The sequence below is a fragment of the Haloferax sp. Atlit-6N genome (assembly GCF_003383195.1).
Lineage (GTDB): Archaea > Halobacteriota > Halobacteria > Halobacteriales > Haloferacaceae > Haloferax > Haloferax gibbonsii.
Window position 1 is genome coordinate 53,242 of the sequence record NZ_QEQJ01000008.1, and the last position, 24,718, is coordinate 77,959.

The 24,718-nt window shown below is 55.1% G+C and carries 25 protein-coding genes and 1 tRNA gene; 17 read left to right on the forward strand and 9 right to left on the reverse strand.

Annotated elements, in window-relative coordinates; translation table 11 throughout:
- Nucleotides 1-388 precede the first annotated feature (388 nt).
- The 3 genes from DEQ92_RS23280 to DEQ92_RS19810 all read left to right on the forward strand — a co-directional run bounded on the left by DEQ92_RS23280 (nt 389) and on the right by DEQ92_RS19810 (nt 2,714).
- The gene (locus DEQ92_RS23280; RefSeq protein WP_147299513.1) at nt 389-727 is read left to right on the forward strand and encodes a hypothetical protein; all 339 of its coding nucleotides are present in this window, start codon (nt 389-391) and stop codon (nt 725-727) included.
- 911 nt (nt 728-1,638) lie between these two features.
- Entirely contained in the window at nt 1,639-2,217 is a 579-nt protein-coding gene (locus DEQ92_RS23985; RefSeq protein ID WP_199522943.1) for a hypothetical protein, read from the forward strand.
- 68 nt (nt 2,218-2,285) lie between these two features.
- Nucleotides 2,286-2,714: an SWIM zinc finger family protein gene (locus DEQ92_RS19810; RefSeq protein WP_115821536.1), complete on the forward strand. Its 429-nt coding sequence runs from the start codon at nt 2,286-2,288 to the stop codon at nt 2,712-2,714.
- A 629-nt stretch (nt 2,715-3,343) separates the two neighbouring features.
- On the opposite strand, the gene DEQ92_RS19815 is transcribed toward DEQ92_RS19810, so the two are convergent.
- From DEQ92_RS19815 to DEQ92_RS19825, 3 genes are all read right to left on the reverse strand, one after another.
- On the reverse strand, nt 3,344-4,483 hold the full coding sequence (locus DEQ92_RS19815) for an NAD(P)/FAD-dependent oxidoreductase (RefSeq protein ID WP_115821537.1): 1,140 nt from the start codon (nt 4,481-4,483) through the stop codon (nt 3,344-3,346).
- A gap of 160 nt (nt 4,484-4,643) precedes the next feature.
- Nucleotides 4,644-5,456 (reverse strand): winged helix-turn-helix domain-containing protein, encoded by an 813-nt coding sequence (locus DEQ92_RS19820; RefSeq protein WP_193493864.1) that lies wholly within the window; start codon nt 5,454-5,456, stop codon nt 4,644-4,646.
- Nucleotides 5,457-5,746: 290 nt separating this feature from the next.
- Nucleotides 5,747-6,337, reverse strand: coding sequence for an NUDIX hydrolase (locus DEQ92_RS19825; protein ID WP_115821538.1), 591 nt, complete (start codon nt 6,335-6,337; stop codon nt 5,747-5,749).
- 191 nt (nt 6,338-6,528) lie between these two features.
- Between DEQ92_RS19825 and DEQ92_RS19830 the strand changes: the two genes are divergently transcribed.
- Nucleotides 6,529-7,455: a transcription initiation factor IIB family protein gene (locus DEQ92_RS19830; RefSeq protein ID WP_115821539.1), complete on the forward strand. Its 927-nt coding sequence runs from the start codon at nt 6,529-6,531 to the stop codon at nt 7,453-7,455.
- Between the two features lie 294 nt (nt 7,456-7,749).
- Nucleotides 7,750-8,457, forward strand: coding sequence for a hypothetical protein (locus DEQ92_RS19835; RefSeq protein WP_115821540.1), 708 nt, complete (start codon nt 7,750-7,752; stop codon nt 8,455-8,457).
- Nucleotides 8,458-8,706: 249 nt separating this feature from the next.
- Here the strand turns inward: DEQ92_RS19835 and DEQ92_RS19840 are convergent.
- Nucleotides 8,707-8,781 (reverse strand) — tRNA-Met (locus tag DEQ92_RS19840).
- 680 nt (nt 8,782-9,461) lie between these two features.
- On the opposite strand from DEQ92_RS19840, the gene DEQ92_RS19850 reads away from it, so the two are divergent.
- Nucleotides 9,462-10,715, forward strand: a complete 1,254-nt coding sequence (locus tag DEQ92_RS19850; RefSeq protein ID WP_115821542.1) for an RNA-guided endonuclease TnpB family protein — start codon at nt 9,462-9,464, stop codon at nt 10,713-10,715.
- 124 nt (nt 10,716-10,839) lie between these two features.
- Here DEQ92_RS19850 and DEQ92_RS19855 read toward each other — a convergent pair whose 3' ends face one another.
- Together DEQ92_RS19855 and DEQ92_RS19860 are read right to left on the reverse strand one after the other, a co-directional pair.
- Nucleotides 10,840-11,280, reverse strand: coding sequence for a transcriptional regulator (locus tag DEQ92_RS19855; protein WP_115821543.1), 441 nt, complete (start codon nt 11,278-11,280; stop codon nt 10,840-10,842).
- The gene (locus DEQ92_RS19860; RefSeq protein WP_115821544.1) at nt 11,267-11,575 is read right to left on the reverse strand and encodes a DUF6516 family protein; all 309 of its coding nucleotides are present in this window, start codon (nt 11,573-11,575) and stop codon (nt 11,267-11,269) included. The genes DEQ92_RS19855 and DEQ92_RS19860 overlap by 14 nt, the downstream gene beginning before the upstream one ends.
- A 234-nt stretch (nt 11,576-11,809) precedes the next feature.
- On the opposite strand from DEQ92_RS19860, the gene DEQ92_RS19865 reads away from it, so the two are divergent.
- From DEQ92_RS19865 to DEQ92_RS19885, 5 genes are all read left to right on the forward strand, one after another.
- Nucleotides 11,810-12,823 (forward strand): DUF6610 family protein, encoded by a 1,014-nt coding sequence (locus DEQ92_RS19865; protein WP_115821545.1) that lies wholly within the window; start codon nt 11,810-11,812, stop codon nt 12,821-12,823.
- A gap of 136 nt (nt 12,824-12,959) precedes the next feature.
- Nucleotides 12,960-13,895 carry an ImmA/IrrE family metallo-endopeptidase gene (locus DEQ92_RS19870; protein ID WP_115821546.1) on the forward strand — a complete coding sequence of 312 codons (936 nt, stop codon included), beginning with the start codon at nt 12,960-12,962 and terminating at the stop codon, nt 13,893-13,895.
- A gap of 156 nt (nt 13,896-14,051) precedes the next feature.
- Nucleotides 14,052-14,303, forward strand: a complete 252-nt coding sequence (locus tag DEQ92_RS19875) for an AbrB/MazE/SpoVT family DNA-binding domain-containing protein (RefSeq protein WP_008094667.1) — start codon at nt 14,052-14,054, stop codon at nt 14,301-14,303.
- Nucleotides 14,304-14,738: a type II toxin-antitoxin system VapC family toxin gene (locus DEQ92_RS19880; RefSeq protein WP_115821547.1), complete on the forward strand. Its 435-nt coding sequence runs from the start codon at nt 14,304-14,306 to the stop codon at nt 14,736-14,738. It begins immediately after the preceding gene.
- A gap of 737 nt (nt 14,739-15,475) precedes the next feature.
- Entirely contained in the window at nt 15,476-16,042 is a 567-nt protein-coding gene (locus DEQ92_RS19885; protein ID WP_115821548.1) for a TATA-box-binding protein, read from the forward strand.
- 106 nt (nt 16,043-16,148) lie between these two features.
- On the opposite strand, the gene DEQ92_RS19890 is transcribed toward DEQ92_RS19885, so the two are convergent.
- The 3 genes from DEQ92_RS19890 to DEQ92_RS19900 form a co-directional block, all read right to left on the reverse strand.
- Nucleotides 16,149-16,925, reverse strand: coding sequence for a sulfurtransferase (locus tag DEQ92_RS19890; RefSeq protein WP_115821549.1), 777 nt, complete (start codon nt 16,923-16,925; stop codon nt 16,149-16,151).
- 159 nt (nt 16,926-17,084) lie between these two features.
- Nucleotides 17,085-17,594, reverse strand: a complete 510-nt coding sequence (locus DEQ92_RS19895; protein ID WP_115821550.1) for a hemerythrin domain-containing protein — start codon at nt 17,592-17,594, stop codon at nt 17,085-17,087.
- A gap of 1,032 nt (nt 17,595-18,626) precedes the next feature.
- A complete protein-coding gene (locus DEQ92_RS19900; protein WP_115821551.1) occupies nt 18,627-19,007 on the reverse strand; it encodes a putative zinc-binding protein in 381 nt (126 codons plus the stop codon).
- Between the two features lie 158 nt (nt 19,008-19,165).
- Between DEQ92_RS19900 and DEQ92_RS19905 the strand changes: the two genes are divergently transcribed.
- The 6 genes from DEQ92_RS19905 (at nt 19,166) to DEQ92_RS19930 (ending at nt 24,359) form a co-directional block, all read left to right on the forward strand.
- Nucleotides 19,166-19,585: an SRPBCC family protein gene (locus DEQ92_RS19905; RefSeq protein ID WP_115821552.1), complete on the forward strand. Its 420-nt coding sequence runs from the start codon at nt 19,166-19,168 to the stop codon at nt 19,583-19,585.
- Between the two features lie 99 nt (nt 19,586-19,684).
- Nucleotides 19,685-19,966, forward strand: coding sequence for a NifU family protein (locus tag DEQ92_RS19910; protein ID WP_115821553.1), 282 nt, complete (start codon nt 19,685-19,687; stop codon nt 19,964-19,966).
- 58 nt (nt 19,967-20,024) lie between these two features.
- Nucleotides 20,025-20,402, forward strand: coding sequence for an Htur_1727 family rSAM-partnered candidate RiPP (locus tag DEQ92_RS19915; RefSeq protein ID WP_233516905.1), 378 nt, complete (start codon nt 20,025-20,027; stop codon nt 20,400-20,402).
- On the forward strand, nt 20,402-21,610 hold the full coding sequence (locus DEQ92_RS19920) for a TIGR04347 family pseudo-SAM/SPASM protein (RefSeq protein ID WP_049917692.1): 1,209 nt from the start codon (nt 20,402-20,404) through the stop codon (nt 21,608-21,610). The genes DEQ92_RS19915 and DEQ92_RS19920 overlap by 1 nt, the downstream gene beginning before the upstream one ends.
- Before the next feature lie 90 nt (nt 21,611-21,700).
- Nucleotides 21,701-22,423: an iron-sulfur cluster repair di-iron protein gene (ric, locus tag DEQ92_RS19925; protein ID WP_049917691.1), complete on the forward strand. Its 723-nt coding sequence runs from the start codon at nt 21,701-21,703 to the stop codon at nt 22,421-22,423.
- Nucleotides 22,424-22,598: 175 nt separating this feature from the next.
- A complete protein-coding gene (locus DEQ92_RS19930) occupies nt 22,599-24,359 on the forward strand; it encodes a cbb3-type cytochrome c oxidase subunit I (protein WP_115821554.1) in 1,761 nt (586 codons plus the stop codon).
- The last annotated feature ends 359 nt before the right edge of the window (nt 24,360-24,718 follow it).

The following is a 24,718-nucleotide window of genomic DNA, read 5'->3' on the forward strand; positions in this document are numbered from 1 at the left end:
CAGGATTGTGCCTTTCCGTTCACGTCGCAACATCCTTCGTTCAGGTGCAGTAGTAATCACTTCACTTGCCGGCTGTACTTCTCCATCTCAATCGTCGCAGCGTGCTACTGAGAGTAACACGACGACAGTTGGTTCTTCCCCGTCAGAAACCTCAACAGAAGCTCCGACAGAAACACCGACCACGACTCCAGAGTTTGACACAGCAACGCTTTCGGCCAGCGCGTCTGTTGTTGCCCACGCAACGGGCGAACACCCGCCAAGAATTGAACTTGCCCTCACTAATGGGGCTGAACGGGCAGTCCCAATCACGCCAACAAAGGGAGGTGGACTTCCGCTTGAGTATCTCTCCCCTTTCGAGAGTGAGACGGCACGACTGTTCGCGTTTCCTGTGAACCCCGAACACGTGTTCATCTCCGCTGCCGATGTCCCATCAGAACCTGTGAACGACTGCTGGCGATTCCCTGACGGTGAGAATATCGGCATTGCCGTGGAAAACCTCGGTTTCTCGGTTACGCTCAACCCTGATGACACATACACAATAGACCATCACCTGTACTACGATGGTCCTGAGGGAACCTGTGTCTCCAAAGGAGTCTACCAGACAACAGCGCAGGTAAAATTGGCCGAAACGATGGAGTCCGGGCCTGTTCTTTCCCTTGCATATGAGTTGACGGTTGGGGACGATGGGATTGGTTCTGTTACCGTAGAAGCGACGCCAGTAAAGTGATACACTCGCAATCGCTAACGGCTGTTTAGTATCGGACGGACTGAAATGCGCGATGGCCGTTTGCTGAACTCACCCTCTGTATGGTGCACGCCGCTCCTGTCTGGCATTGAGGATTTCAGCAGAGGTACCTGTAACAAACTCATCCTTGCACTCGTCGAGCACGAGTTGAGCGACAGGATCGCTTCTGAAATTTTTGTCACCCCCTGCCGGGTACGGGAGTGCTGAACTCCCGACCAACCCATGACAACGTCACCAAACACCCATGAGCAACAGCACTCAAACGAACTCGCTCAGTATGGCCACGAACTTGTTCGAAGGACTGTGTGGCTCCCTGGAAGCAGGCCTACCGACTACGATATTGAACTTTCAGACCTCAACGGCTACCGGTCTACCTACTGGCACTGCATGAACTGTGGTGAAGAACGAGATCGTCGTAAGGAATTTCGAGAGCCATGTACCGAGTCCCGAAGTAGGAGCTAATCCAAGTTCTGAGACTGATAGCTGAACTCGAAGAGAACCATATTTACGAATGACATGTGTGTTCGAGATTGATGCCCTCCATACTCTCTGTCCGGTTCCAACAGCTCTCGTGTACAATCAATCCACGACAGCCTCGGGTACTGAACTAATGCCGGGATTCTACGAGCGGTTCTCAGACGGGTGGGAACGGGCGCTCAACTGCGTCCCTCTCATTCTGGTTCCGATCTTGTTTGCGAGTGGGGAGATTACAAAAATTCAGTCGGTACTCGCCCATGACGGCGTGTATTTTGGATTCACGTTCGGGATACCAATCTCGGTTGGAACCGTCTGGCAATTTGTAAGTCCTCCCAATTCAGGGAGTGAACGTCTATCTTGGAATCCCAGTAGGCAGACGTCCAGTGTTATTGGTTCCAGTCTTTGCCCTACTGGTTGTGAAGTCAGCACTCGCAGCAGGTTACTTTGGAAGTCTCAAAGCTCACCTTGAGACAGGGGAGTACGACTTTTTCGAGAGTGTTCGGTCCTACTTTGGGCCATTTATCGCCCTCACATTCGTCCCGTTCTTGCTCCTACTCCCCTTCGCAATGAGCATCGGCCTCAACGCAACCGACCTTCCATCGAATCTCGTCAATCTCGTCGCATTCGCGATCATACTGTTCTTCATTGCAGTGTATCTGCTCTATGCAACTCCCTACCTAGTTGTCCTCCGAGAGACCGGCTTGATTGATGCAATTCGGGGGTCTGTTTCGTTGGCCATCCAAGGAGGACCATATTTGTGGTACTTCCTTGGCTACGGCTTCTTCGTGCTCATCGTTTCACTGTTCGCGTCGGCATTTGTGGTCAATGTCCCAGTGATCGGACTCATAGCTGGCATCATCGGTGGCGGCCTGCTTGGGCTTGCGTTGAACATCACTACGATGCGATTTGTCGCTGACATAGACCCAGAGTCCCCAAATATAGGCTCTTGGGATGAATCAACACCTGGAACGACACAGGTGAATTTCGAGGACTAGTGAGTCACAATTCGGTTTCTTAGCGCCTCGATGAGCGAGGCGCTCTCTTCTGGGCGTTTCGAAAAACCATGTCTGAATCCCTACTTGCAAGACTCAGCCCAACGAAGCGCGTCCTGAAACGAGCCCAATACGAGGCATTCGAATTCTCGTTATTAGACGGCGATGTGCTTGTCCACAATGCGAGCCACGCCGATCCCGAGAATCATGAATACAACGTACGAATCGTCAACGGCGTACCGGATGCGTGCGAGTGCCCAGCAGACGAGAAATACACCGGCCCGTGCAAACACCGGGTCGCCGTCGCGATCCGTCGTCCCATTCTCGATGCCGTCGAGCAAATGCAGATAGTCGCAGACGGAGGTGTAGTGAGCAACGAACAGTCGAAAGCCGAGGTTGACGACGATGCAACACCTGATGATTGCGACTGTGAGTTGTTGGATAACGACTTCCCCTGTTGGGTGTGTGTTGACAGTGGTCGACGTGAACTCCCGAGCTAATTGGGCGTAAAATCAATTTGTACCGGTTGATGAGAATCCTTTTATTAATTGGATGCTACTGACACTTGCAGTTGTCAGAGGCACACCACTGGCTCGGTCAACATCTCGTGTTGACTTGCTATTCTTGTTTCGAGCCCAGCCAGTCCGTATCAATTAAGGAATAGAGGAGTGGCTTCCTTGCCCCGCTTTGGAGAGTCCTCCAGGCGAACCTATGGAAAGGGGATAGTTGTGGGTTTGCCGACCACGTCGACAGCCCCGGGGGCAGGGAATTGGGGCTGTCGATGGCACGTGATTGACTGGTTTCTGTCCGTTGGGAGTTGGTTCACCGTAGGACCAGACAGACAATCCTACGGACGTTGAGCTTAGATGCTGGCAGTCGTATCCATTCGGTTGGTGTCAATATACGCGCCGTTCGCGTTGCTGTGGTGCCTGTCGAAATTTCCTGTCTGGGTCTGGACCTGCTTGAGTCGCTCAGTTGTAACTCACAAAATCTGACAGAAGTGGCGTGCAACAGACAGATGGTGTATCGGTCACCGCAGATGACCCTGAACCAAGTAGGCTGAAGTAGGCCGCATGAGGTGGCGACGTTCTCGAGACTGGCCTTGGTCTGGGGGCGACGCCGAGCTCAACTACGACTGCTGTGAGAGTCCGTCCACCGCCCCGGTGTAGGTCGGACGAGGCGACTGCTGCCGCGCCGTCGACGATAGGTGGTCGACGACATACTCCGCATCCCTGCCGACACCCGTAAACAGCCCTGACGTCACCGCGTACAGGAAGAACAGGCCGACGAAGTACAGACCTGGCTCGTCCAGGACGACGCCACGTACATGAACGGGTTCCTTTGGCTGTTCCTCCCCGCCGAATATCGGGAGGTCAATCCACGAGAAGTCAGGGCGGAATCCAGTACACCAGATGACGTTCTCGACCTCCATGACGTCGTCGTCCCCGACGATAGGGTACCCGTCGCGTACGCCAACCGTTCGAGGTACACGTTCGACGCCAGCCGAGGGAAAGTCACTTGGTTTGACCCGGACTAGCTGGATGCCCTGGGACAGCATCTTCGGGCGCTTCCGGCGCCCGATGGGCGTTCCCGTCGTGAGGATCCTGTGAAAGAGCACCCGCATCACGAACGGGACCCCAAGGTGACGGCCGACCCAAGAGTCGATGTGGAACGGCACGTGGCCGACGTCCCGACCCGACAGCCACGTTTTGTGTCCGTCAGCGACATCGAGAGCGATTTCGGCACCGGAGTTACCCGCCCCCACGACGAGAACGCCCCCTTCCTGAAGCTGATCGGGGTTGCGGTACTCACTTGCGTGCAACTGGACGATGTCGTCGGAGAGCTCCGATGCGAACTCCGGAACCTTCGGGACCTGGTAGCTTGCCATCGCCACGATGACGTTGTCCGCCTCGATGCGTCGGTCGCCAGCGCTCACGAGGAAGCCATCGTCGCTCCGTTCCAGCCCGTCCACCCGAACGCCGAGTTCGACGGGTAGGTCGAAATGCCGGGCGTAGGTCTCCAGGTAGTCGGCCACCTCGTCCTTCGTGGGGAAGTCGTACTGCGAACCCGGATAGCCCATCCCTGGCAGGCTCGAGTAACGGGCCGGGGTAAATACCCGGAGCGAGTCCCAGCGGGCCCGCCAAGCGTCGCCGACGCGGTCGTTCGCATCGAGGATGACGAAGTCCTGGTTGTGCTGTTGCAAGTAGTACCCTGTCGCCAGTCCAGCCTGGCCGCCACCGATGACGACGGTCTCGTGTCGTTCAGTCATGTGTTGCTTCCTCAGCTACTCGTATGTGCCCGAGAGAAGTGATGATGCCGCGTGCAGGATTTCACGCCCTGAAATCTCGTGGAGGCAGGATGCTTGGTATAGCAGAGGCTTCAGGCTGATTGGTTTGCCAGTTCGATGGTGGCGTTCGTTACGAGTGGCGTTACGATGGCGTACGGGATTCGAAGGCGGCGAAGTCTAGTGGGGTCGCCTCCGCACGAACCTCCTCGAAGACCGAGATGGCCCACTCGCGGGCCTCCGGGGCATCAGTGTCGATGACCGCCACGAGAGCGCCAGTCTCGGTGTCGTGGCAGCAAATGCCGGCCCGGTCGTCCACGATGCCGAGACCGCATCGGTCGCCGTCGGGGAGGTGATCGTTGACGAGGACGGTCGCGTTCTCGCAGGCGGTGACCTCCCTGATGCGGTCTGGGTTCCATGCGAACATTCCTTCCAGGGTCTCGGGCGTGAACACATACTCGAACGACATTCCCTTGAGGATCGCACCGCAGGCCGTCTCGAGATTGCTCGACTTGTAAACGATGTTATCGAATCCGCGCATTGAGGAAGTAGAAGCGATAAGCTGGCCGAGACGTTCGACGGGCTCATAGGGGTACCCTGGCCCAGGGTAGGAGACTGTCGCGTCGGCGAAGAGGTCGACGGAAAAGCCAGGCATCTCAACCGGCAGCCACTGCCAAACGTCTCGGAGCTTCTCTTCTACCGCCATCGCATCCCGGAGACTCAAGAATTGGTCGGCGACGTACTCGCCGAGGGGAGTCAGTCCGTACGTAGGTCCGTCCCTTACGAGCCATCTACGCGCTTCGAAGTCGGCGAGCACCCGTCCCACGGTCGGCGAGGAGGCGCCGGTGGCATCACACAGCTCTCGACGGTCAGTTGGTCTATCGCGCAACGTTTCGATGACACCGACGCGATGGGCCGACATTGCCAAGAACTGGATGTTATCGATTCCCGTAGTCATATGCGATGTAGGGGGGCGAGTGGCTTAGCAGTTCTACCGTGAGGGCCGAAAGGCTGCTTTCCGTTCGGGCCCTCGGGAGAATCAAGTGGCATGTCCTCCGAGTGCTTCCCAGCCCACCGCGATGGTGGCGATGTACGTCGGCCATGATGCTAACCTGACGGTTAACATTTGCTACACTCGCGCCCTCTATTCAGCACGACAACAGAAACTTCACCGAACGCTGTCAGAAACGGCGGGACACAGACAGAGGGTGAGTTCAGCAGAGGTCGGCTCCGAGGATGGTGTCGTTCTCAGTTGGGGTTCCAGTTTTCGAGCAATCGCTGTGTAGATGGAAGTAATCGGGCTTTAGCAGGTGGATTGACGAACCACGCTGCGCCGTTTAGCTCACCGGGTTGTGTTGTAATTGAGCCGCCCTCGTACTCGGCGTGGAAGAATACCCTCAACACGTGAAGTCGCTCGTCGTAACCCTCACAAGTGGCGATTTCGTGACGCATATGGTTGATTCCCGTTAGAGAGGCCGTGATTCCGACTTCCTCCATTATCTCTCGTTGAGCCGCCGCTTCCATCGTCTCGCCGTTTTCTTGACCACCACCGGGGACACCCCACTCAGAACTACCACGCCCAAGAATCAACAGTACACGCTCCTGTTCCGTACTCTCGACAGTCATCGACTCGGTGAGTGGAGAGAAGTCGTCCGGTGACCGTTTGATGAGTGCGTATGCACTTCCGATGTAGCCCTCTTTGGAGAGTGCAATCCAGTCCTCGAACTCATCAGGTTCTGGTGTGTCGTACCGCTCAACCACTGGTGCCTCCTCAAAACGGTTGAACAGGCGGTCACGTCGGCGCTCAACTTCCCCTAAATTAATTTCTTGAAAGGTCATGTTCTACCGTTACTCCCGATTGACAAAAACGCTCAGAAGCAATCAACAACTTCGTCAACTGCGAGACACGCGCTCTGTATTTTGCACGGTACCAATAAACTATCAGTGACTGGGGGTTTCAATAGACCTCAGTGAGTTGTTTTTGCCCCTAAGGGGTGCGGGGCGCACGAAGAGTGCCTCGCAGATGACCAATGGCAACGAGAGATATCTACGAGAGTGGCTTCGACGAGGATGAACTGGCTAACACGAACAATGCCTGCCCAGATTGTGGCGGCGACGTGAGTACAAACACAGCTGAGACGGTTTGTGACGATTGTGGGTTGGTTCTTTCAGAATATCAGATAGACCATGGGCCAGAGTGGCGGCTCTTCTCAGCAGACGACGAAGGTAAAAAGAGAACGGGTGCTCCCCTGACGCCGACTCGGCATGACCGTGGGCTCTCATCCGAAATCGGTTACAAACGAGACGCTAGCGGCCGAACGCTGTCAGGGAAGAAACGGCAGCAGGTTGCCCGGATGCGTCGTGAACAGTCCCGTGGGCGGTTCCAGTCGAAAGCTGAACGGAACCTCGCTCATGGATTGGGTGAAGTACGTCGGATTTCGAGTGCACTCGACCTACCTGACTCTATCTGTGACCAAGCGTGCATGCTCTTTCGGAGTGCCCAAAATGAAGACTTGCTTCGTGGTCGCTCTATCGAGTCAATCGCTGCAGCGAGTGTCTATGGCACTTGCCGTTGCAACGGGCTTTCACGACCTATTGAGGAGGTCTCTAATTCATCGAGGGTTGCTCATCCAAGAGTGACGAAGGCGTACAAAACGCTGAATACAGAGCTCAAACTCCCAACCCAACCTATTCTGCCCAGTGAGTTCATTCCCCGGTTTGCGTCGGAACATAGCATACCAGATCAAATTCAGCACCGAGCCTGGAAATTGGCGGTCGCTTCTGAATCAAACGGAGTCACGACAGGCTTCAATCCATCGGGATTCGCTGGTGCATGTCTCTACAAGGCGAGTCGGGACGAAGACTGGACACTCACACAATTGGAAGCCGCTCAAGTGGCGAACGTGTCGCCTACGACGATTCGGAGTCACTGGAATCTCTTGGAAGACCCCGTCTGAACGCACGAAGCGAACGTACACAGGACAATCTGATGGTGAATCAAAATCCAATCAGACTTGACTATAACCGACACGGGGACTCACTTTGGACACCACTCAGCCACGAATTTGGAACATCGACGAGATGAATCAGGACACGGCCAAGACTATTTGTCTCGCAGTGGAAGGTGGCCGTATCTATTCATGAGATCGCATCCATCGACGCCTCCACTCGCAGACGCCTCCGAAGGGTTGCTGTCGAGCGGGCACTTGTGGCTCCGTGAGTACGTCGTTGGGCCCCGATTGCGGTTTCAGATGAAGCCATCGGGGCTCCTGATATTCGGAGACCGAGAACGAATCTTCGACGACGTGCCACCGCCATACGAACAGTCTGTTCGGCACGTTCGTGAGCAGTTCGACCGTGACGCGTTTCACGAAGCTGTGGACGACCCATCAGCGTACGTCTTCTTCGGCGTGGCACCGTGTAACGTCGGTATTGACTATGACTGGGACCGAATTCCACCGTTTCTTGGCCGTGCCATCTGGAACGAAGACAAAGAACGACTCCTCCCCATCGACAAAGCCGAGCGAGTGTTCGAGCGTCTGGGTCTCACACCAGTGAACACCTTCCAGAAGGAGGTGAACGTCCGGGATTTCCATCCCGAGCGCTTCGATGCCCCCGAGTCCGCATGGTACGACGGACCTGCCGCAGGTGTGGTTATCGAGAACCGACGTGGTGGAAGCGCACTCATCCAAGAGATCGTAGTCGACGAAATGAGCAATTACGAGCCAATCCAAGGTGAGCCAACAGCAGTCTCCAACAGCCTTGTAACCAAGACACGAGTCAACCAGGCGATCAAAGCCGTCGAAATGCCCGGAAAGACAGCCACGACTGCTGAAGTTCACGCACGCGTGTTCGAGATGATTGTTCGAGAGGAGTACGCCCGACTCGACCACAGTAACATCGATTGGAAGGCGTTGCGGTCTGCAGTTGGGTCGGTCGTCGCCGAGAGACTTGGTTAATTGGCAGATAGTTGAGCTGTCGGCAATCTCTTTCTGAGGCCGGAATTCACTCTATTCAACTCTCCATTCCGGAAACCCACTCCAAAATTTCGGAGCGTAGTTTTCAAGAGAAGTAGCGGGAGGTAGATTTGAACTCAGGTCGCTCCTTGCAGTCGCTCCCAAGTTCAAACTACTCCGAGCTACACTGCTGACCTCGTGGGTTACACGGAGACGAGGCTCGGATCTCAGGAGTTGAGGTCAGCACAAACATAGCGGGAGGTAGATTTGAACTACCGATCTCCGGGTTATGAGCCCGGCGGAATCTCCTGGCTATCCCATCCCGCTACCTCATCAAAACCGATTGCTAGGGGTAAGACTTGTGTTTGGATTCGTGTCTGTCAATACATCTCGAAGTGGGTGTCTCCTGTGTTTCGGTGGGACTTCGGTCCATCTGAGTCCATCTATGCCACCTTTTCTCGTGAGATTTTGTTAGCGCCGGCGATGGGTGCCGGCGCAATAGGTCGTGAGAGAGTTGGAGATCGGCCGAGAGCGCCAGCGAGGAAACAGAGAATGCATCAAGTAATCTACGCGCTCGTAGAGGTATCGACGACAGACGAAACACTCGAAATGGGACCCCGTCAGCGAACTCATCGTAGAGGAACACCGACGACCCCCGGTACGCCTCAAGATTGTAGCAAGCGTGCCGAATCAACTCCTGGTCACGCATGATTACCTCAGTATCAAAGTCTTGAATCTCTTCCCGGACTCGCCCAAGTGAGCCTCGGACGGCAAACTGGGTCGCAGCAGAGGCAGAAGTCGCCCACGAAACAGCGTCGAAGTATCTTAAGCGTCTCACAGAAGACGGGAAATTGATTGCGGACTCACATAGATGCAAGGAGGAAGCCCACGGCTTTAGCCGTGGGAGGAATCCGACAATCCTCGAATCAAACCACGAGCGATAGCTGTCTGACTCCCCACGCCAGCCGTGTGACTTATAAAACACAACTTCGTATGTGAAGTTACAGATGGAGGTCAAACGAACCATCCCGGTCAAACTCTCGGTTCCCGAAGACCGACAGGACGACCTCCATCAGACCATCGAACAGTTCAACCACGCCTGCAACTACACCGTCCAACACGGTCGCAATGACGACGGCTATCTCATCCTCAACAAGTCCACCATACATGGCAAAGTGTACCACGACTTGCGAGACGAGACAGACCTACCCGCAAACCTCTGTGTTCGAGCCTACTCGAAAGCCGTCGAAGCGATGAAAAGCACCGTCGCTGACTGGAAGAAGGGCAACAGCCGACCCCTTCCGAGATTCAACGAACCGTCCGCAGTGTACGACAAACGGACGTTGACCATCAAGGACAGGTCGGCCACCCTTTCGACCATCAACGGTAGGGTCGCCGTGGACTATGTTCTCGGAGACTACCAGAAGTCCTACCTCGATGATGACGACTACGAGAAGCGGATGGGAACGCTCCACTACCGCGAAGACGAGGGTGTGTTCTATCTTCACATCGTCATCAAGAAAGACGTTAGAGAACGAGACAGTGACAAGGTTCTGGGCGTGGATTTGAACCTGAAGAACGTCGCCGTAACGAGTACAGGATCGTTCTACGATGGTGGCGAACTACTGTGGGGGCAGAACCACTACTTCCGCGTGCGTCGAAGCCTTCAGCACAAAGGCACTCGCTCCGCAAAGCAGGTACTCCGGCGACTGTCGGGGCGAGAAAACCGCTTCGTGCTGAACCGCCTGCACACTATTTCTCGACGTATCGGGGAGGAGGCAGACTCCCACGGCTGTTCGTACATCGCCGTCGAACGCTTAACCCACATCCGCAAACGGATGAGTAATCGGAACGACCAAGTGAAGCGTCAGATGCACAACTGGGCGTTCCGCGAACTTCAGGAAATGCTCGCGTACAAAGCCGCAGAGTACGGGATTCGCGTAGAGCAGATACCGCCTGCGTTTACGAGTCAGACCTGCTCGAAGTGTGGGCATCAGTCCAGTACGAACCGTAACTCGGATGGGTGGTTCGAGTGCAACGACTGTGGGTACTCGGTTGACGGCGATTACAACGCCTCGAAGAACATCGGCTTCAAATTACTAACTTTACCATCGGGCAAACGTCCCGATGGGTTGGGCGACGGTCATCTCGCCCTCAAGTCTGGGATGGTGAACGGGAATGGCGATTACACCGCCTACTCCAATTCGGAGGTAGACCGGGAGTCCACGGACAAGCCCACGACTTCAGTCGTGGGTCGATGACTCCATCCTCTCGAAGTGTACTCTACAGTTCTCACAGCAGTTGACCAGCGACTTGAGACTCTGTGGTCGAATAAATAAATCCCATCAGGGGATCCCGTCTGTCGAAGAGAGGGGAATGGGTATCTCAGGCTTTCGCGCTATCATCAACTGGTTCTGTATCAGTGATCGCAACCGGGAGTTCGATATTGATATCATCATACCACACCGTCGGCTTCTTCGAGCGACCAACCTGCTCGAACTCAACTAGTCCGAGTGTTTCGAGCTCCGAGAGGTTGTCGTGAACCTGCCGGACGTCCCGACCGACGAGTCGTGCAGCTTCACGAATACTCTGTGGCTCTTCACGAGCAATGGTTTGCAGGAGCTGGACGTTTCTTGCTGACAGCAATCGTTGAAGATCTTCCTCCCGCTGGAGGACGACCTCATAGAGCAGCTCTGGTTCATCCCCCGCTTCAAGGGCTGCGAGCTGTGCTTCAACCGCATCGAAAGCATTGTCAGGTGTGCCGACCCGAACGGTCAGCGTTCGGCGGTCGTTCGGTCCATCATCGGTTGGTTCAGTTTTGCTCATATTCATTCACCTCGCGTCGAAATCGCTGCAGGACCTCGACGTAACTGCCAGGATACTCGTAGTCGCCGTCGATGTCCTCGCCAACGTGACGTTCGTGGCCTTTCGTCACCGGATGGGCGTTGTCGTAACGGAGAATCGTGTCTCCCGCCTTATTCCCGTAGTGCATGCTGTACTTGATTCCCTCGGGGTAGGCTTCTGACTCGGGAACGGACCACACCGAGATATGCGCGAAGCGATTCGATTCCGGGTAGTCGATCGTTTGATCGATGATTCGTTTCGCGCCATTCCCGGTCATCTAATGTTGTTATACACCACATCACGATAAATGTTGTTGTCGAGAACAACAGTACCTCAATATCAACGAAAATCAGCAAACGCTCGCTGGCACCCAGACGGCCGTCCGCTGCTTGTTCGAGGATTAACCAACAGAATGGAACCGATTCGAAGTTTGTTGGTTAACAAAGCCCGCAGCAACTGTTTTTTCGCCCCTGAGAGGTGCGGGGCGGCAGAGTCCCGCAGGTGACTCTCTGTGTCCATTCACGACTTCTCCGGAGCGACCAGCGACAGCACGACAGATGCCTACACCGACGCCCGCCAGGCGGAGTACGTAGCGTTCCTTCACCGCGTGCCATTTGCCATCGACGCGTTGAACCTCGGCTTCCTTACCGGCTTTCGAGAGGACTGCAGCTACCAACAACAGCAATTCCTCAATCTCAAGCTGCCAGTTGGCATGCTCGATAACGATTTCAGAAATCCAGATCTCGACCGTTACACGGAGCGAGTCCTCGAACACAAACCCGACGTCGGTATCATCGGTGACGCCTACGATTGTGCCGAAGCCCAGTCGTACGTTCGGGCAGTGCGAGACCTCCAAAAGCGCGTTCCCGACACGGAGTTCGTCATCGTCCCAAAATGCAAAGCGGCACTTGAGGAAATTCCAGACGACATCGTCGTCGGCTACTCGCGTGGTTACGCGGACATTCTGGCACATGACTTCTCAGATCCGGTGGATTGGCGAGACCGTCGAGTCCACATCCTCGGAGGCAGCCCACCCAAGCAACTCGCGGTTATCGACCAGTTGACCCAACCAACGTTGACGGGTGACCCACCGGCCGACATCGTCGGCCTTGATTGGAATGGGCTCCATCGTGGTGCACAGTTCGGCGAGTTCTGGACGGGTAACGGGTGGGACGACAGCGGTCGCGATGCCGACCACATGACGGTCCGAGAAACGGTCCGGCACGGGCTTGGGCACGTGCGCTCGTTTTGGGAGAGCCAAGGCGTCTGGCCGGAGGGATCAACCGGGTACGCTGGTCAGACACAGTATCAACCTCCGACGCCGGCTGACCTCCACTCGTCAACTTGTGTCGAGTGTGAAAACGATGTCTGGAAGGGGTCACGAGATCCCTTCGTCGCTGAATACGATACTGGGGACGTTTGTGGGTACTGTTGTTACGAGTGTTACTTTGTCCACCGCACTCGGAACCACCTCGAGGAAGTCATGGGCGAAGCCAGTGTCTACATCCCGCCCGCGTCGCGCTAGCCCGTTCACACGCGATTTTCTGTGGATGTGCAGAGGGCCTAGTCATCACCGACTGGTTCCATTCGCTCGGGAGAGTTTATCTCGCCCCCAGAGGGGTGCGGGGCATTCCAAAACTGGAGTGCTCGCGAGAAAATCTATGGCGACGAGTGACTACGCAGCGGTGTCGTTCGACGACTCCGACACCCGACGTGACGAGATGCACAGTACCATCGAGCAGTGGATCGACGACCTTGTTGACTCCGTCGACGATGCACAAGCGAGCGCAGAGTTCCAGACGTGGCTTGACGTCCAACGGCAGTTCCACGACTATTCGTACCGCAACACGCTCTTAATCAAACAGCAGTGCCCTGTGGCAACAAGAGTCGCGGGCTATCGGACGTGGCAGAACGAATTCGACCGTCACGTCAAGGAAGGCGAAAGCGCGATTTGGATTTGGGTTCCAATCATCGCTAGACAGTGTCCTGAATGTGAGAACTCTCCCAGCTACCACTCCAACACCAACTGTGAGTACGACGAGACGCCATCTGAAGAGTGGTCGAAGGGCTTGGTTGGTTTCCGGCCAGCACCAGTCTTCGACATCTCGCAGACAGAAGGTGAAAGCCTCCCGAGTCTCGATACGGATGCGGAGGGCGACGCAGACAAACTCCTCCCTGCCGTGTTGGACGCTGCTGAGGATGTCGGTGTTGAGGTTGAACTTGCACCTGATGAGGAGTGGAACTACGGCGACGCCAAAGGTGTGTGTCGTGAATCACGAAAAAACGAATCCCCCATTGTCGAGGTGCTTCGCCGGGACAATGACGCAGCAATGGCGTCGACGTTAGTCCACGAGTACGCTCATGCACGTCTCCACGTCGGTGTTGACGACGACACCGAACGGTCGAAGCGTGAGGTCGAAGCAGAAGCGGTTGCATACGTTGTTGGGAGGCAGTTCGGCCTCGATATGGCTGGTTCGGCGTTCTACCTCGCCACCTGGGAGCGTGATGAAGCAGACGTGATTCATGAGCGTCTCCAACGGATCAGTCGAACGAGTCAAACGCTCATTGAGCAGATCGAGAAAAAGAACTGTGATTAACCAACGCCGTTGAGTATTCCGACGTTTGTTGGTTAACAACGTCGTTGGATTAGAGGTTTCCTGAAATAGCGAGGGTCTGCCGTACTCAAATCTGTCTTCAGTCACTTAGTGTGGTGACACACTAGGCTTTTCAACAAGCGGTGCTAGTAGTCATTCATGAGCAGTGAACCGGTAGACGCTGAAAGCAAGGTGTCTGGAAACCAAGCGAATATTCCAGCTCGGATTCGTCGAGAACTGGGGATTGACGATGGAGATCAACTCCGCTGGCATCTCGAAGAAGACGGAAGTATCCGAGTCCGCGTCGTCCAACAACGGAGTGGAACGTTTGCGGATTTCGATGGGTATGGTGGCGAAGAAGAAACAGACGCCACCACGGACCATGACGCGTGGGGCGTTGAGACAGAGTAGATGCCACGAGCGCTAATCGATACGAGCGTCTTGTTTGCTGCTGCGTACCGTCGAGACGGGATGCACACTGAGGCACGACCAATTCTCCAAGGCATCGATGACGCGTCGCTTCCGGAGGCAGTCGTTCTTGATTACGTTTTAGCAGAGACACTCAATGGATTGACGACACACGCCGGACACGACGCCGCAGTGGACTTCTTAGATCGACTTGAGGAGAACGCACGATTCCACATTGAGTCTGTGAACTCCGATGCATTCGCGACCGCAAAGGCACTCTTCAGACGCCACCGTCAACTCTCGTTCGTCGACGCTTGTATCATTGCGTATATGCAGACCAGGGGCTTGGGATATCTCTACGCGTTCGACGACGATTTTGATACTATAGACGATGTCTACCGCCTCGATACTGCCACAGACCCGTACTCTCCGAACTAACCACTTCGGGACTCTGTTGAAGACCCAGTTGCTGATAGTTTGTTGATGACGTGCTGAATAGAGAGCGCAAGTCGGTCAGACTACTCCGTCAACTGATGAAGATATGAATAGTTGGAGTGCAGTATCTGTGCTACCGATTTTGATAGCGATACTTCTCTACTGCATTTTTGATTTCGCGTGCTTTCGAGCGCGCGGTGGCTGCTACTGGTGAAACGATGGCGGTTCGATATTTTATCCGTGCTCCTCGTTCCCCGTTTGGTAGTCTTCGGTCGGATAGCTCTGCCAAGTGGAATCCAGACAAACTCGTGAACTCGTAGTACTCGTGGAATTCACGGATTCGGACACCGTCGACACGCGCGGCAATAACGTCACGTGCTTGTTCTTTGGGGATTGTAAGGTCTAGTGTCTCGTACTTCATTACGTTGAGTTGGTGTTTTCCGAACTTTACCTGCACACTCTCGTTCACACAATTGCTTGCTCAGTGGAACTCTGTGTGAACGCTTCATACACATAATATTCCTCACAGAAGTTTGGGTGTGGGTGAAATAAACAGACTCGTCATGCTTGACGCACCCCCTGTCTGTGTCACGCACTTTATATCAGAGGCGGAGGGTTTCAATAATTCCTATTCGGGTAATGGGCACCATATGCTCGCCTATTTTCCCCATTTGGTTGTCCTCGGAGAAACTCTTGATTCGCACAATCGCTTAAGTATCCGTGTTTAAAATACAAACATAATGTCCAACGAAGCACGCCTCGATTCCCTCGAGATTCAAAATGTAGTGGCATCGAGCGCCGTCGGCCAGGAATTGGATTTGGAGTCGCTCTCGAACGACGTCGCTGGAGCGGAGTTCAACCCCGATAACTTCCCTGGACTCGTGTATCGGACTCAAAACCCCAGGGCAGCGAACCTAATTTTCCGGTCTGGCAAAATCGTGTGCACTGGTGCGAGTAGCGTCGACGGGGTCAACCGTGCATTAGAACAGGTGTTCGAGGAACTCGGTAGCCTTGGTATTCCAATCGATGACCGAGAAGAGGCGACGGTACAGAATATCGTCTCGAGTGCAGACCTCGGAACGAACCTCAACCTGAACGCGCTTGCAATCGGCCTTGGACTGGAAAATGTCGAGTATGAACCCGAGCAATTTCCCGGTCTCGTCTATCGGATCGACGAGCCCAAAGTAGTGGTCTTGATGTTTGGATCGGGAAAGATCGTCATCACAGGTGCGAAGAAAGTCGACTATGCACGAGAAGCGATTCAGGTCGTCAGCGACGAGATTGAATCACTAGGACTTCTTGGTTGAGCATCGGAACCTGTAGTCCAACCGTCAATAGCCGAGGTACGCCAACGATCGATAACTGGTCTCTTTGCTGGAATTGGGTATCTGAATCACATCCGAGTCGAATGCTTCAGAGGGTAGTCTCGACTGAACCCCCGTATTCGGTCCATGCTTTGATACCACCTTCGTAGAAGCCAACGTCCTCGTATCCGAGTTCCAGCAACGTGGCGTAGACAAAACTCAGACGGCGGGCTGTGTTACAGTAGAGCCTGACCGGTCTGTCGGGCGTTATTTCGTGGGACTTCAGGATTGATTCGAGTTCGTCTCGAGGTTTGAGATGCCGCGCCTCGTCGTCGACGAGCGTATGCCATTGGAAGTTTATCGCGCCGGGCAAATGGACTGTGTCGTACTCGATTTGGTCACGGGTATCCACGATGACTGCGTCGCTATCCAGTGCATCTTCGAGGTCGACAGCGCTGACGAGTGAGTTGTCAGTTCGGATTTCACAAGTGTAATCTGTTTCTTTTCGTTCAGGGACAGTTTCAGCCGTCTCGTAGTTGCGGGCCCACGCTGTGATATCTCCGTCCATGAGATAGAGGCGCTCAAGATCGTGGCCGAAGAGTGCTGCGGTCACGAGAAACCGCGATGCGTAGACACCATGGTCGTCGTCGTAGGCGACAAGGCGGTCATCAGATTCGATTCCAGCCTCGCTCAAAAGCGAGGCGAACGCTGCGGGAGTCGGAAGTTTTCCCTCCATCTCGTCGCCCGGGTCACGGAACTGTTCGAACGGAATCCGGACCGCATTAGGGATATACTCAGTCTCGTCATCCCATCCACGGCGGACGTCGACGACCTTCCAATCGGGCTCTGCTTTGATACGCTCAGGTGGAACAAATATTTCGGGCATGTCAGGATAGTGTTCCGGTGTTGATCCGGGCAGCTGTTCGCCTACTGCTTCGGAGACGCCCCTACACTCAACCCCGGTCGTGATGTGTCAGGGCTGAGTACGGGTGTCTTAAATTTATGTTTCAATACCGCCACCTCGTTGATACCGACGTCGACCGAATCAGGCAACGATCTCTTCGGGGCTCGGCCGGACAGTCGCGTCGTACTCGGTGAGTGTCAACCCCTGCTCGTTGGCTTCTTCCATGCTTCGTGCGATGTCATCGAAGACTTCGTCGTCGGCTTTCTCTAGGTAGACGGTCAAGCCATCACAGTCACTAACGTGGACCATAATATCGGGGAGCGCCCGCAACGCCGCCCGTTTTTCTTCCTCGTCGAGTGAGTCTTGTCCCGTGAGCTCGGCCAGTGTCTCGGCGGCTTCGATGGCCTCGTCGTGCTCTGCGACCAGCTCTTTGACTTTTTCTGCACCGAAAAAGGGAATCAATGCGGGGTACAGCGAGTCTTCCTCGTATTGGAAGTGTGGTCCTGCCGCTTCGTTGAGCGCTTCTACCAACTCTTCGGCGCGTTCTAAGTGTTCGTTCTTTATCGCGTCCGAGAGTTCCAGACACTTGTCTCTCGTCTGGCGGTGTTCCTTCTGGAACGTCTCTATCACGTACTCTCTGGTCGTACTCATACACGGGGAGAGACGAACTACGTGGGTGTGAGCGTTCTGCTCGGGGTGAGTATTCACCTCATCTACGACGCGCCACCATCGGATTATTTTCCCTTCAAAATATATGTCGGCCGAACATAGACGGGGAGCGGTTTACAATCCCGTCACTGACCCTTACCAGCAAATATTGACCAGAGCAGCTATTACTAGCCGCATTAGTATCTCTGAGTATGTCCGAGACAGTTTGTATCGCGTACTATTCTCGGACCGGTAATACACACCAGATTGCTACGGCTATCGCAGCGAAGTTTTCTGATGCGACACTTGTCCGAATCCGCCCCTCGAAAGAACGCTCGTATTTTAACTGGCTCCTTCGGTCGTTTATCCCCGGTTCAAAAACGCCCATCGAGCCAACTCCGGGTGACCTACACGGGTTTGACGCCGTGTTCCTCGGGACGCCGAAGTGGACGTTTTCATGCCCACCAGTAACGGAGTATCTAGATCAGATAAATATTGAGTCGGTCCCAACGGGGTTGTTTGTTACGTACGGCGGTTTCGATGAGGAAAGATACACGAATAGTTTAGCGAGGGACCTGCGCTCGAAAGGCGCCGACGTTCGTGCGACACTTCGTGTACAGAGAGGTTCGGTCAGCTCGCCCGAGTGTAACGACGGCATCTCTCGCTTCTGTCGCCAAGTTGTACCCGACTACTAATCTGGGTAAAACCGGCTAATCGCTTCGTTGAGAGCTCGGTGTTGTCAGTTACGGTCGTCCTCGAAATAGTGAGGCGAGTCAATTAATTCGACCGAACTGGTTCGGACCAATATATTCTATCACGCGTTTCGAGAGAGTACCTGTGCAAACAGTACCATCCTCCACCATTCATTTTGGGCTCTCAATCCTCTGTGGTATCGCTGGATTTGTGCTCCGAGGAACAGAAGGGGCTGTCCTTGGAGCTCTCATTGGGTATTTCCTCGGAAAGTTACTACAGAGTATATTTTGGATGCTTACGGGTAACCACCCGACGTGACCCCGGCTTTTCGGAGTCTTTCGGTCACGCCTTCGCGGGTATCTCCTCGATTGACTCGACAAGCACCTCAAACATCTCGTCTGCCTGCTCATCGTCGTAATCGACGTGATACTCTTTTGGAACACCCTCTTTGGCGAGGTTGACGTGCCGGTCTGGTGTGACGTCGTGGTGTTCGAGGCTCTCTCGTGCACACTCAAGCGGGCATCCATCGATCACCAGCATCGGCCGTCCTGACGTCGCAGTATTCACGAGTGGGGCGACGTCACCGCCCACTCCGGCGATACAGGACATCTCTGCGAGTCGTTCGCGGTCAAGTCTGACAGCGAGGTCGTTCGCCATCTGTGCGGCGCTCGAACACCCCGAACACGAATAGACTAACGGCAGATCGTCGTACTCTTCGGACATCACCCCGACGTTTCGGGACACCTTGTAAAAGGGTTCTCCCGAACGTCGTTCGCCCCGGCGAATCGTATAGCTGTACTGTCGTCTAATGCAGACATCGGGCAGGTCAGTCTGGCTCTGGTATCGTCGGAGGTATTAGTCTGCTCATCCATGAGGAACGCATGCAGACAGTCACCGTCAGCCGAACGATAGCCGCATCACCCGAAGAGACCAGTCGCGCGATGCACGACCTCGTCCCGTTCATACGGGCATCGGGATTCGACTCGGTCGACGTCGACGACCGAGATATTCGGGTTTCGAATAAGGTCGGGCCCGCCGAAATCACACTCCACCTGAAAGTCGTAGACGACGCGGATGCCGAGTTGGCCTACGAACAGCGGAAGGGAATCTTCGAAGAGATGCGAACGAGTTATCGACTCGAACCTGTCTCCGACGGTGTAGAGGTAACAGCGACGACCGAGTTCGCACTCGATGTCGCTCTTATCGGTGAGTTCCTCGATTCGACTGTAATCTCTCGGCAACGAAGGAAGGAACTAGAAGCGCAGTTCGATTACCTCGAAGAGGCGACGAACCACTCCTGACCTGATATCGAAACCAGTGGTCAGATGGCCTGGTCGCCGAGCGACCGACAGAATATGTTCGGCCAAACCCCCACCACCCCCCGCGGCGTTTGAGTCCGTATGTGTGCAGAAACACTCGATACCCGAGACGGTGTCGAGTCCGACGACGAGTCCCTCGTCGACGAAGTCGTGACCTTCCTTCGAAAGAACTTCCCACAGATTGCGATGCACGGGGGGAACGCGGCGATACGAGACGTCGACCCGGACACCGGCGAGGTGTGGATACAACTGTCGGGCGCGTGCGGGGGGTGTGGAATCTCCCCGATGACGTCGCAAGCGATCCAACGCAACCTTCCGATGGACATCGACCGTATCGAACGAGTTCACATCGAAGTCCTCTGACTCGCAGACCCGTCCTCAGTGTCTGGCATCCGGATTAAGAGTCTCTTTGAAGCGAACTGTGGCCGACGCGCGTCTTGTGACCGGTTCACCGAACATCATCGGGGGAACCGTGTTCATCGTCTATCCCGCAGGCGTAGATATGGTAGGAAAGCCACAGCGTTTTCGCGTTGGCGACAAGCCGCGTGATGCCGTCGAGACAGAGTGGGAGGTGTTCGTTCGTGATGAGGACGACTCTCCGCTTCGACACACGGGGAGTATCACCGCGCCATCTCTCGAAATCGCCTACGAACAGGCCACGAAACTGTTCGCGTGGTACGCCGTCGACATCTGGCTCTGTCCCGCAGACGGCGTTGCACGGTTCTCGACGCACGACCTCGACGACGACGCCGAACCCGTCCGTATCGAAACCGGTGGGGAAGACCGCTCTTTTGAGTGATGATATCGATTAGTAAACTTCTCTGTGACGTCGGTGCCGAAGGCGATGGTCTCCGATACGACGCAGCATCCGAGACCTCCAAACCACAAATAACTGAAGAAAAGCAGCGTCGTCCGGTCGTCGTCTGGAACCTCACGAAGCAGTGTAACCTCTACTGTGCACACTGCTACGCAGCGGCCGACACGGAAACTGCCGACGGCGAGCTCAGTACGAGCGAAGGAAAGCGACTGTTGGACGACCTCGCGTCGTACGGGATTCCAGTCGTCTTGTTCTCCGGCGGTGAACCCCTCGTCCGCGACGACCTCACGGAGTTGGTCGAGTACGCGGCCGAGAGCGGGATTCGGCCAGTTCTCTCGACGAACGGAACGCTCGTCACGCCCGAGAAAGCGCGAGAACTTCGTGATGCAGGCCTCCAGTACGCAGGAATTTCGGTCGACGGTCTGCGGGGACGGAACGACGACTTCCGGGGGAAAGACGGCGCGTTCGACGCTGCCCTCCGTGGAATCAGGGCCTTCCTCGATGCGGATGTCAAGACCGGGTTGCGGTATACGATCACCGAGCGAAACGCACCGGACCTCAGAGACGTCGTCGACCTCCTCTACGAAGAGGGAGTCAACCGGTTTTGTTTCTATCACCTCGACTACGGCGGCCGCGGGGCCGACATCTCGAACGTCGACCTCACGCCGGGGGAGAAACGAAAGGCGGTACGACGACTCTGCGATATGACTCGTGAGTACCACGACCGAGGTCACGATATCGAGACACTTCTCGTCGGGAACTACGCCGACGCGGGGTTCCTCGTCGAGTACGCCCGTGAACACGAAGGACGGGACGCGGCGAAACGCGTGTACGACTACCTCGAACAGAACGGCGGCGACCCGACTGGTGAACGAATTGCTGACGTAGATTATCAAGGGAACGTTCACATGACACAATTTTGGCAGGGATACAGTCTCGGGAACGTCCGGGACCGGTCGTTCGGCGACATCTGGGACGACCAGACCAACCCACTTCTCGACAGAGTTCGTGCACGAGATGACTACCTGACGGGTCGCTGCGCGGAGTGTTGCTACCGAGACATCTGTCGCGGGGGTTCACGTCTTCGAGCACTTTCTGCTCACGACGACCCGTTCGCACCCGATCCGCAGTGCTACCTTCACGACGACGAGATCGGTATCGCTCCCTCGTTCGAAGCGAGCGGAGACTGAGTTCGGTCACGCATCTCCCGGCCGAATTTGTTCGGGCGAACGTCTACCTAGTTCGTACGATGATATCGAGACATAGGGTCGGTAATCACGATGACGAAATCAAAAATCTCCCCCAACCGTCAGGTAAGTTCGTTGGTCGAAGAGACACTCGCGTTCGCACACGTGTTTGAAGAGGTCGGAATTGATTACTGTTGTGGAGGTGATATCCCACTCGAATCGGCCTGTGAAGAAGCAGGTATCGACGTCGATGACGTTCTCGACAGACTCGAATCGGAACAGACCGAAACAAAAGACGAATCTGACGGATGGAATTCGATGTCGGAGCTCACAGACCACATCGTCACGGCTCACCACGACCGATTACGGGACGAGCTCCCCGCTCTCGAGGCACTCGTCCACAAGGTTACAGAGGTTCACAGCGACGACCATCCAGAACTTCAGGAGGCCGAATCTGAGTTCGTCGAACTTGCTGACGAGATGCAGACACACATCTCAGAAGAAGAGGACGAACTCTTCCCTATCGTCCGAAAACTCGAACGAGGGATGCCGCTTTCGGATATCGAAACCGAAACCATCGAGAACGAAATCGAGGGGTTCGAAGACGACCACCAGGAGACTGCCGACCGCCTTGACCGTATTGCCGAGTTGACCGACGGGTATGCTGTTCCGTCTAGCGCCTGTGCAAGTTACCGGAGTATGCTCGACCGCCTCGAATCGTTGGAACGTGAGACTCACCTGCACGTCCACAAAGAGAACAACGTCCTGTTTCCCGCTATCGAGTCGCTGGTAGCGAAAACCGGTGTTGAACTATAGATACTCAACTCAGTTCGACTTTCTCTCGCTCCACAGTGTCAAAGAAGTATTCCCATTAGTTCGCCCACTCCGGTGAGTGGTCACGAACGGCAGCAACTACCGAGGTGTCCATTTCTCTATTCGAACATGTTCCCGATAATCACTATCTCTCCGTCTGAAAAACTGGCCGGGTAGTATGGAAGTCGAAACTGGCCAACTCGTGCTTACAGGTGTAATGGCCCTACTTTTGGCGGGGGTCGTCTGGTGGGTCTCGCACGTCAAGAGGCGGCAGTCTTACTCGGTGTCAGCCGGTGGGACAGCGACAGGTGTACAACCAGCCGAGCGGGTGGAGAAACCGAGCGGACTCATTCGCTGGTTGACGACCGTCGACCACAAAGACATCGGTCTCATGTACGGGGTATTCGCTCTCTTTTCGTTCGCGTGGGGTGGTATCGCCGTCGTTTTAATGCGTACAGAACTGTTGACTCCGTCAGCGGACTTCCTCGGACTCGGCTTCTACAACGCACTGATGACGACACACGGGATTACGATGCTCTTTCTGTTCGGGACCCCGATGCTGGCCTCCTTCTCGAACTACTTGATTCCGCTTTTGATTGGAGCCGACGATATGGCGTTCCCGCGCGTCAACGCGATCGCGTTCTGGCTGTTACCACCGGGGGCGTTACTCATCTGGGGTGGATTAATACTCGAGCCATTGAACGTCGGAATTCAAGGGGCTCAGACCGCGTGGACGCTCTACACGCCGCTTTCAGTTCAGCAGACGAACCCCGGCGTCGATCTCATGATTCTCGGACTACACCTAACTGGAGTCAGTGCGACGATGGGTGCCATTAATTTCGTCGCGACGATATTCGCAGAACGCGACGAGAAGGTCACCTGGGCGAGTTTAGACATCTTCTCGTGGACGGTACTGGTCCAGTCCGGACAGATCATCTTCGCGTTTCCGCTCCTCGGGAGTGCACTCGTGATGTTGCTCTTGGACCGGAACTTCGGGACGTCTTTCTTCAGCGTTGAGGCCGGCGGCTCGATTCTCTGGCAACACCTCTTTTGGTTCTTTGGTCATCCCGAAGTATACATTCTCGTCCTCCCACCGATGGGCCTAATAAGCTATATCCTTCCGCGCTTTTCGGGCCGCCGCCTCTTCGGGTTCAAGTTCGTCGTCTACTCCACGCTCGCGTTGGGCGTGTTGAGTTTCGGCGTGTGGGCACACCATATGTTCGCGACGGGTATCGACCCGCGACTACGGGCGTCTTTCATGGCCGTGTCTATCGCAATCGCGATTCCGAGCGCGGTCAAGACGTTTAATTGGATTACGACGATGTGGAACGGGAGTCTCAGATTAAAGACGCCGATGCTCTTTTGTGTTGGCTTCATCGCCAACTTCATCATCGGAGGCGTGACAGGCGTGTTCGAGGCGTCTATCCCTGTCGACCTCGTACTCCACGATACGTACCACGTCATCGCTCACTTCCACTACGTCATCATGGGAGGTATTGCATTTGCTATCTTCGCAGCAGTCTACTACTGGTTCCCGCTTTTCACCCAAAAATGGTACCAGCAGACACTCGGCAAGTGGCACTTCTGGCTCACGATGGTCGGGACGAACCTCACGTTCTTCCCGATGATCTTCCTCGGCTACGGTGGTATGCCTCGTCGATACGGTAGTTACGACCTCACCGTTGGTCCCGTGTCGTACTTCATGGACCTCCATCAAATCGCTACACTCGGTGTGTACATCTTGGCCATCGGTCAGTTAATTTTCGTGTGGAACATCGTCACGTCGTGGCTAGAGGGTCCGGACATTGAAGACGGTGACCCGTGGAATCTCGACGACTACGGAATGGTTACGAACGAATGGAAATGGCTCGAACAGAAACGTGAGACGGTACTCCTAGACGGGGGGAGCGAGGAAGATACTCTAAAAGGCGAAGAGTAAGCTACCACGCCCTGAAGGGCGTGGCATTCAGTGCGGACTCTCGTTCTAACTGCCCAAGGCAGTAGATGAATGCTCACCATCCACGTTCAACATCCCACTGTTCAAACGCACGCCTACGGGTTCGACTGATAGACTGAGAAAGGTACCACTGTCAGTGACTCCGATGGCAGATCTCGGCACGTTGTGTATCCCAACACGCGTCGGTACTGCTCGTCGTCGAAAAATACCGGACACCGAATTTCGATTCTGGGTCTGTAATACCGGAGTGAATGTCTCACGCAACTGGGAAGTACCGTTGGCACGGGAAGCCGAACCGAGGCCGTCGATTCGTGCGGTACTTCCAGCTGGTTCTTCGCCTC

Bases quoted from the DNA above. Each gene is read 5' to 3' on its own strand.
- DEQ92_RS19810 (WP_115821536.1), top strand. From the start codon at position 2,286: ATGTCTGAATCCCTACTTGCAAGACTCAGCCCAACGAAGCGCGTCCTG.
- DEQ92_RS19815 (WP_115821537.1), bottom strand. From the start codon at position 4,483: ATGACTGAACGACACGAGACCGTCGTCATCGGTGGCGGCCAGGCTGGA.
- DEQ92_RS19820 (WP_193493864.1), bottom strand. From the start codon at position 5,456: ATGACTACGGGAATCGATAACATCCAGTTCTTGGCAATGTCGGCCCAT.
- DEQ92_RS19825 (WP_115821538.1), bottom strand. From the start codon at position 6,337: ATGACCTTTCAAGAAATTAATTTAGGGGAAGTTGAGCGCCGACGTGAC.
- DEQ92_RS19830 (WP_115821539.1), top strand. From the start codon at position 6,529: ATGGCAACGAGAGATATCTACGAGAGTGGCTTCGACGAGGATGAACTG.
- DEQ92_RS19835 (WP_115821540.1), top strand. From the start codon at position 7,750: ATGAAGCCATCGGGGCTCCTGATATTCGGAGACCGAGAACGAATCTTC.
- DEQ92_RS19850 (WP_115821542.1), top strand. From the start codon at position 9,462: ATGGAGGTCAAACGAACCATCCCGGTCAAACTCTCGGTTCCCGAAGAC.
- DEQ92_RS19855 (WP_115821543.1), bottom strand. From the start codon at position 11,280: ATGAGCAAAACTGAACCAACCGATGATGGACCGAACGACCGCCGAACG.
- DEQ92_RS19860 (WP_115821544.1), bottom strand. From the start codon at position 11,575: ATGACCGGGAATGGCGCGAAACGAATCATCGATCAAACGATCGACTAC.
- DEQ92_RS19870 (WP_115821546.1), top strand. From the start codon at position 12,960: ATGGCGACGAGTGACTACGCAGCGGTGTCGTTCGACGACTCCGACACC.
- DEQ92_RS19875 (WP_008094667.1), top strand. From the start codon at position 14,052: ATGAGCAGTGAACCGGTAGACGCTGAAAGCAAGGTGTCTGGAAACCAA.
- DEQ92_RS19880 (WP_115821547.1), top strand. From the start codon at position 14,304: ATGCCACGAGCGCTAATCGATACGAGCGTCTTGTTTGCTGCTGCGTAC.
- DEQ92_RS19885 (WP_115821548.1), top strand. From the start codon at position 15,476: ATGTCCAACGAAGCACGCCTCGATTCCCTCGAGATTCAAAATGTAGTG.
- DEQ92_RS19890 (WP_115821549.1), bottom strand. From the start codon at position 16,925: ATGCCCGAAATATTTGTTCCACCTGAGCGTATCAAAGCAGAGCCCGAT.
- DEQ92_RS19895 (WP_115821550.1), bottom strand. From the start codon at position 17,594: ATGAGTACGACCAGAGAGTACGTGATAGAGACGTTCCAGAAGGAACAC.
- DEQ92_RS19900 (WP_115821551.1), bottom strand. From the start codon at position 19,007: ATGTCCGAAGAGTACGACGATCTGCCGTTAGTCTATTCGTGTTCGGGG.
- DEQ92_RS19905 (WP_115821552.1), top strand. From the start codon at position 19,166: ATGCAGACAGTCACCGTCAGCCGAACGATAGCCGCATCACCCGAAGAG.
- DEQ92_RS19910 (WP_115821553.1), top strand. From the start codon at position 19,685: ATGTGTGCAGAAACACTCGATACCCGAGACGGTGTCGAGTCCGACGAC.
- DEQ92_RS19920 (WP_049917692.1), top strand. From the start codon at position 20,402: ATGATATCGATTAGTAAACTTCTCTGTGACGTCGGTGCCGAAGGCGAT.
- ric (WP_049917691.1), top strand. From the start codon at position 21,701: ATGACGAAATCAAAAATCTCCCCCAACCGTCAGGTAAGTTCGTTGGTC.
- DEQ92_RS19930 (WP_115821554.1), top strand. From the start codon at position 22,599: ATGGAAGTCGAAACTGGCCAACTCGTGCTTACAGGTGTAATGGCCCTA.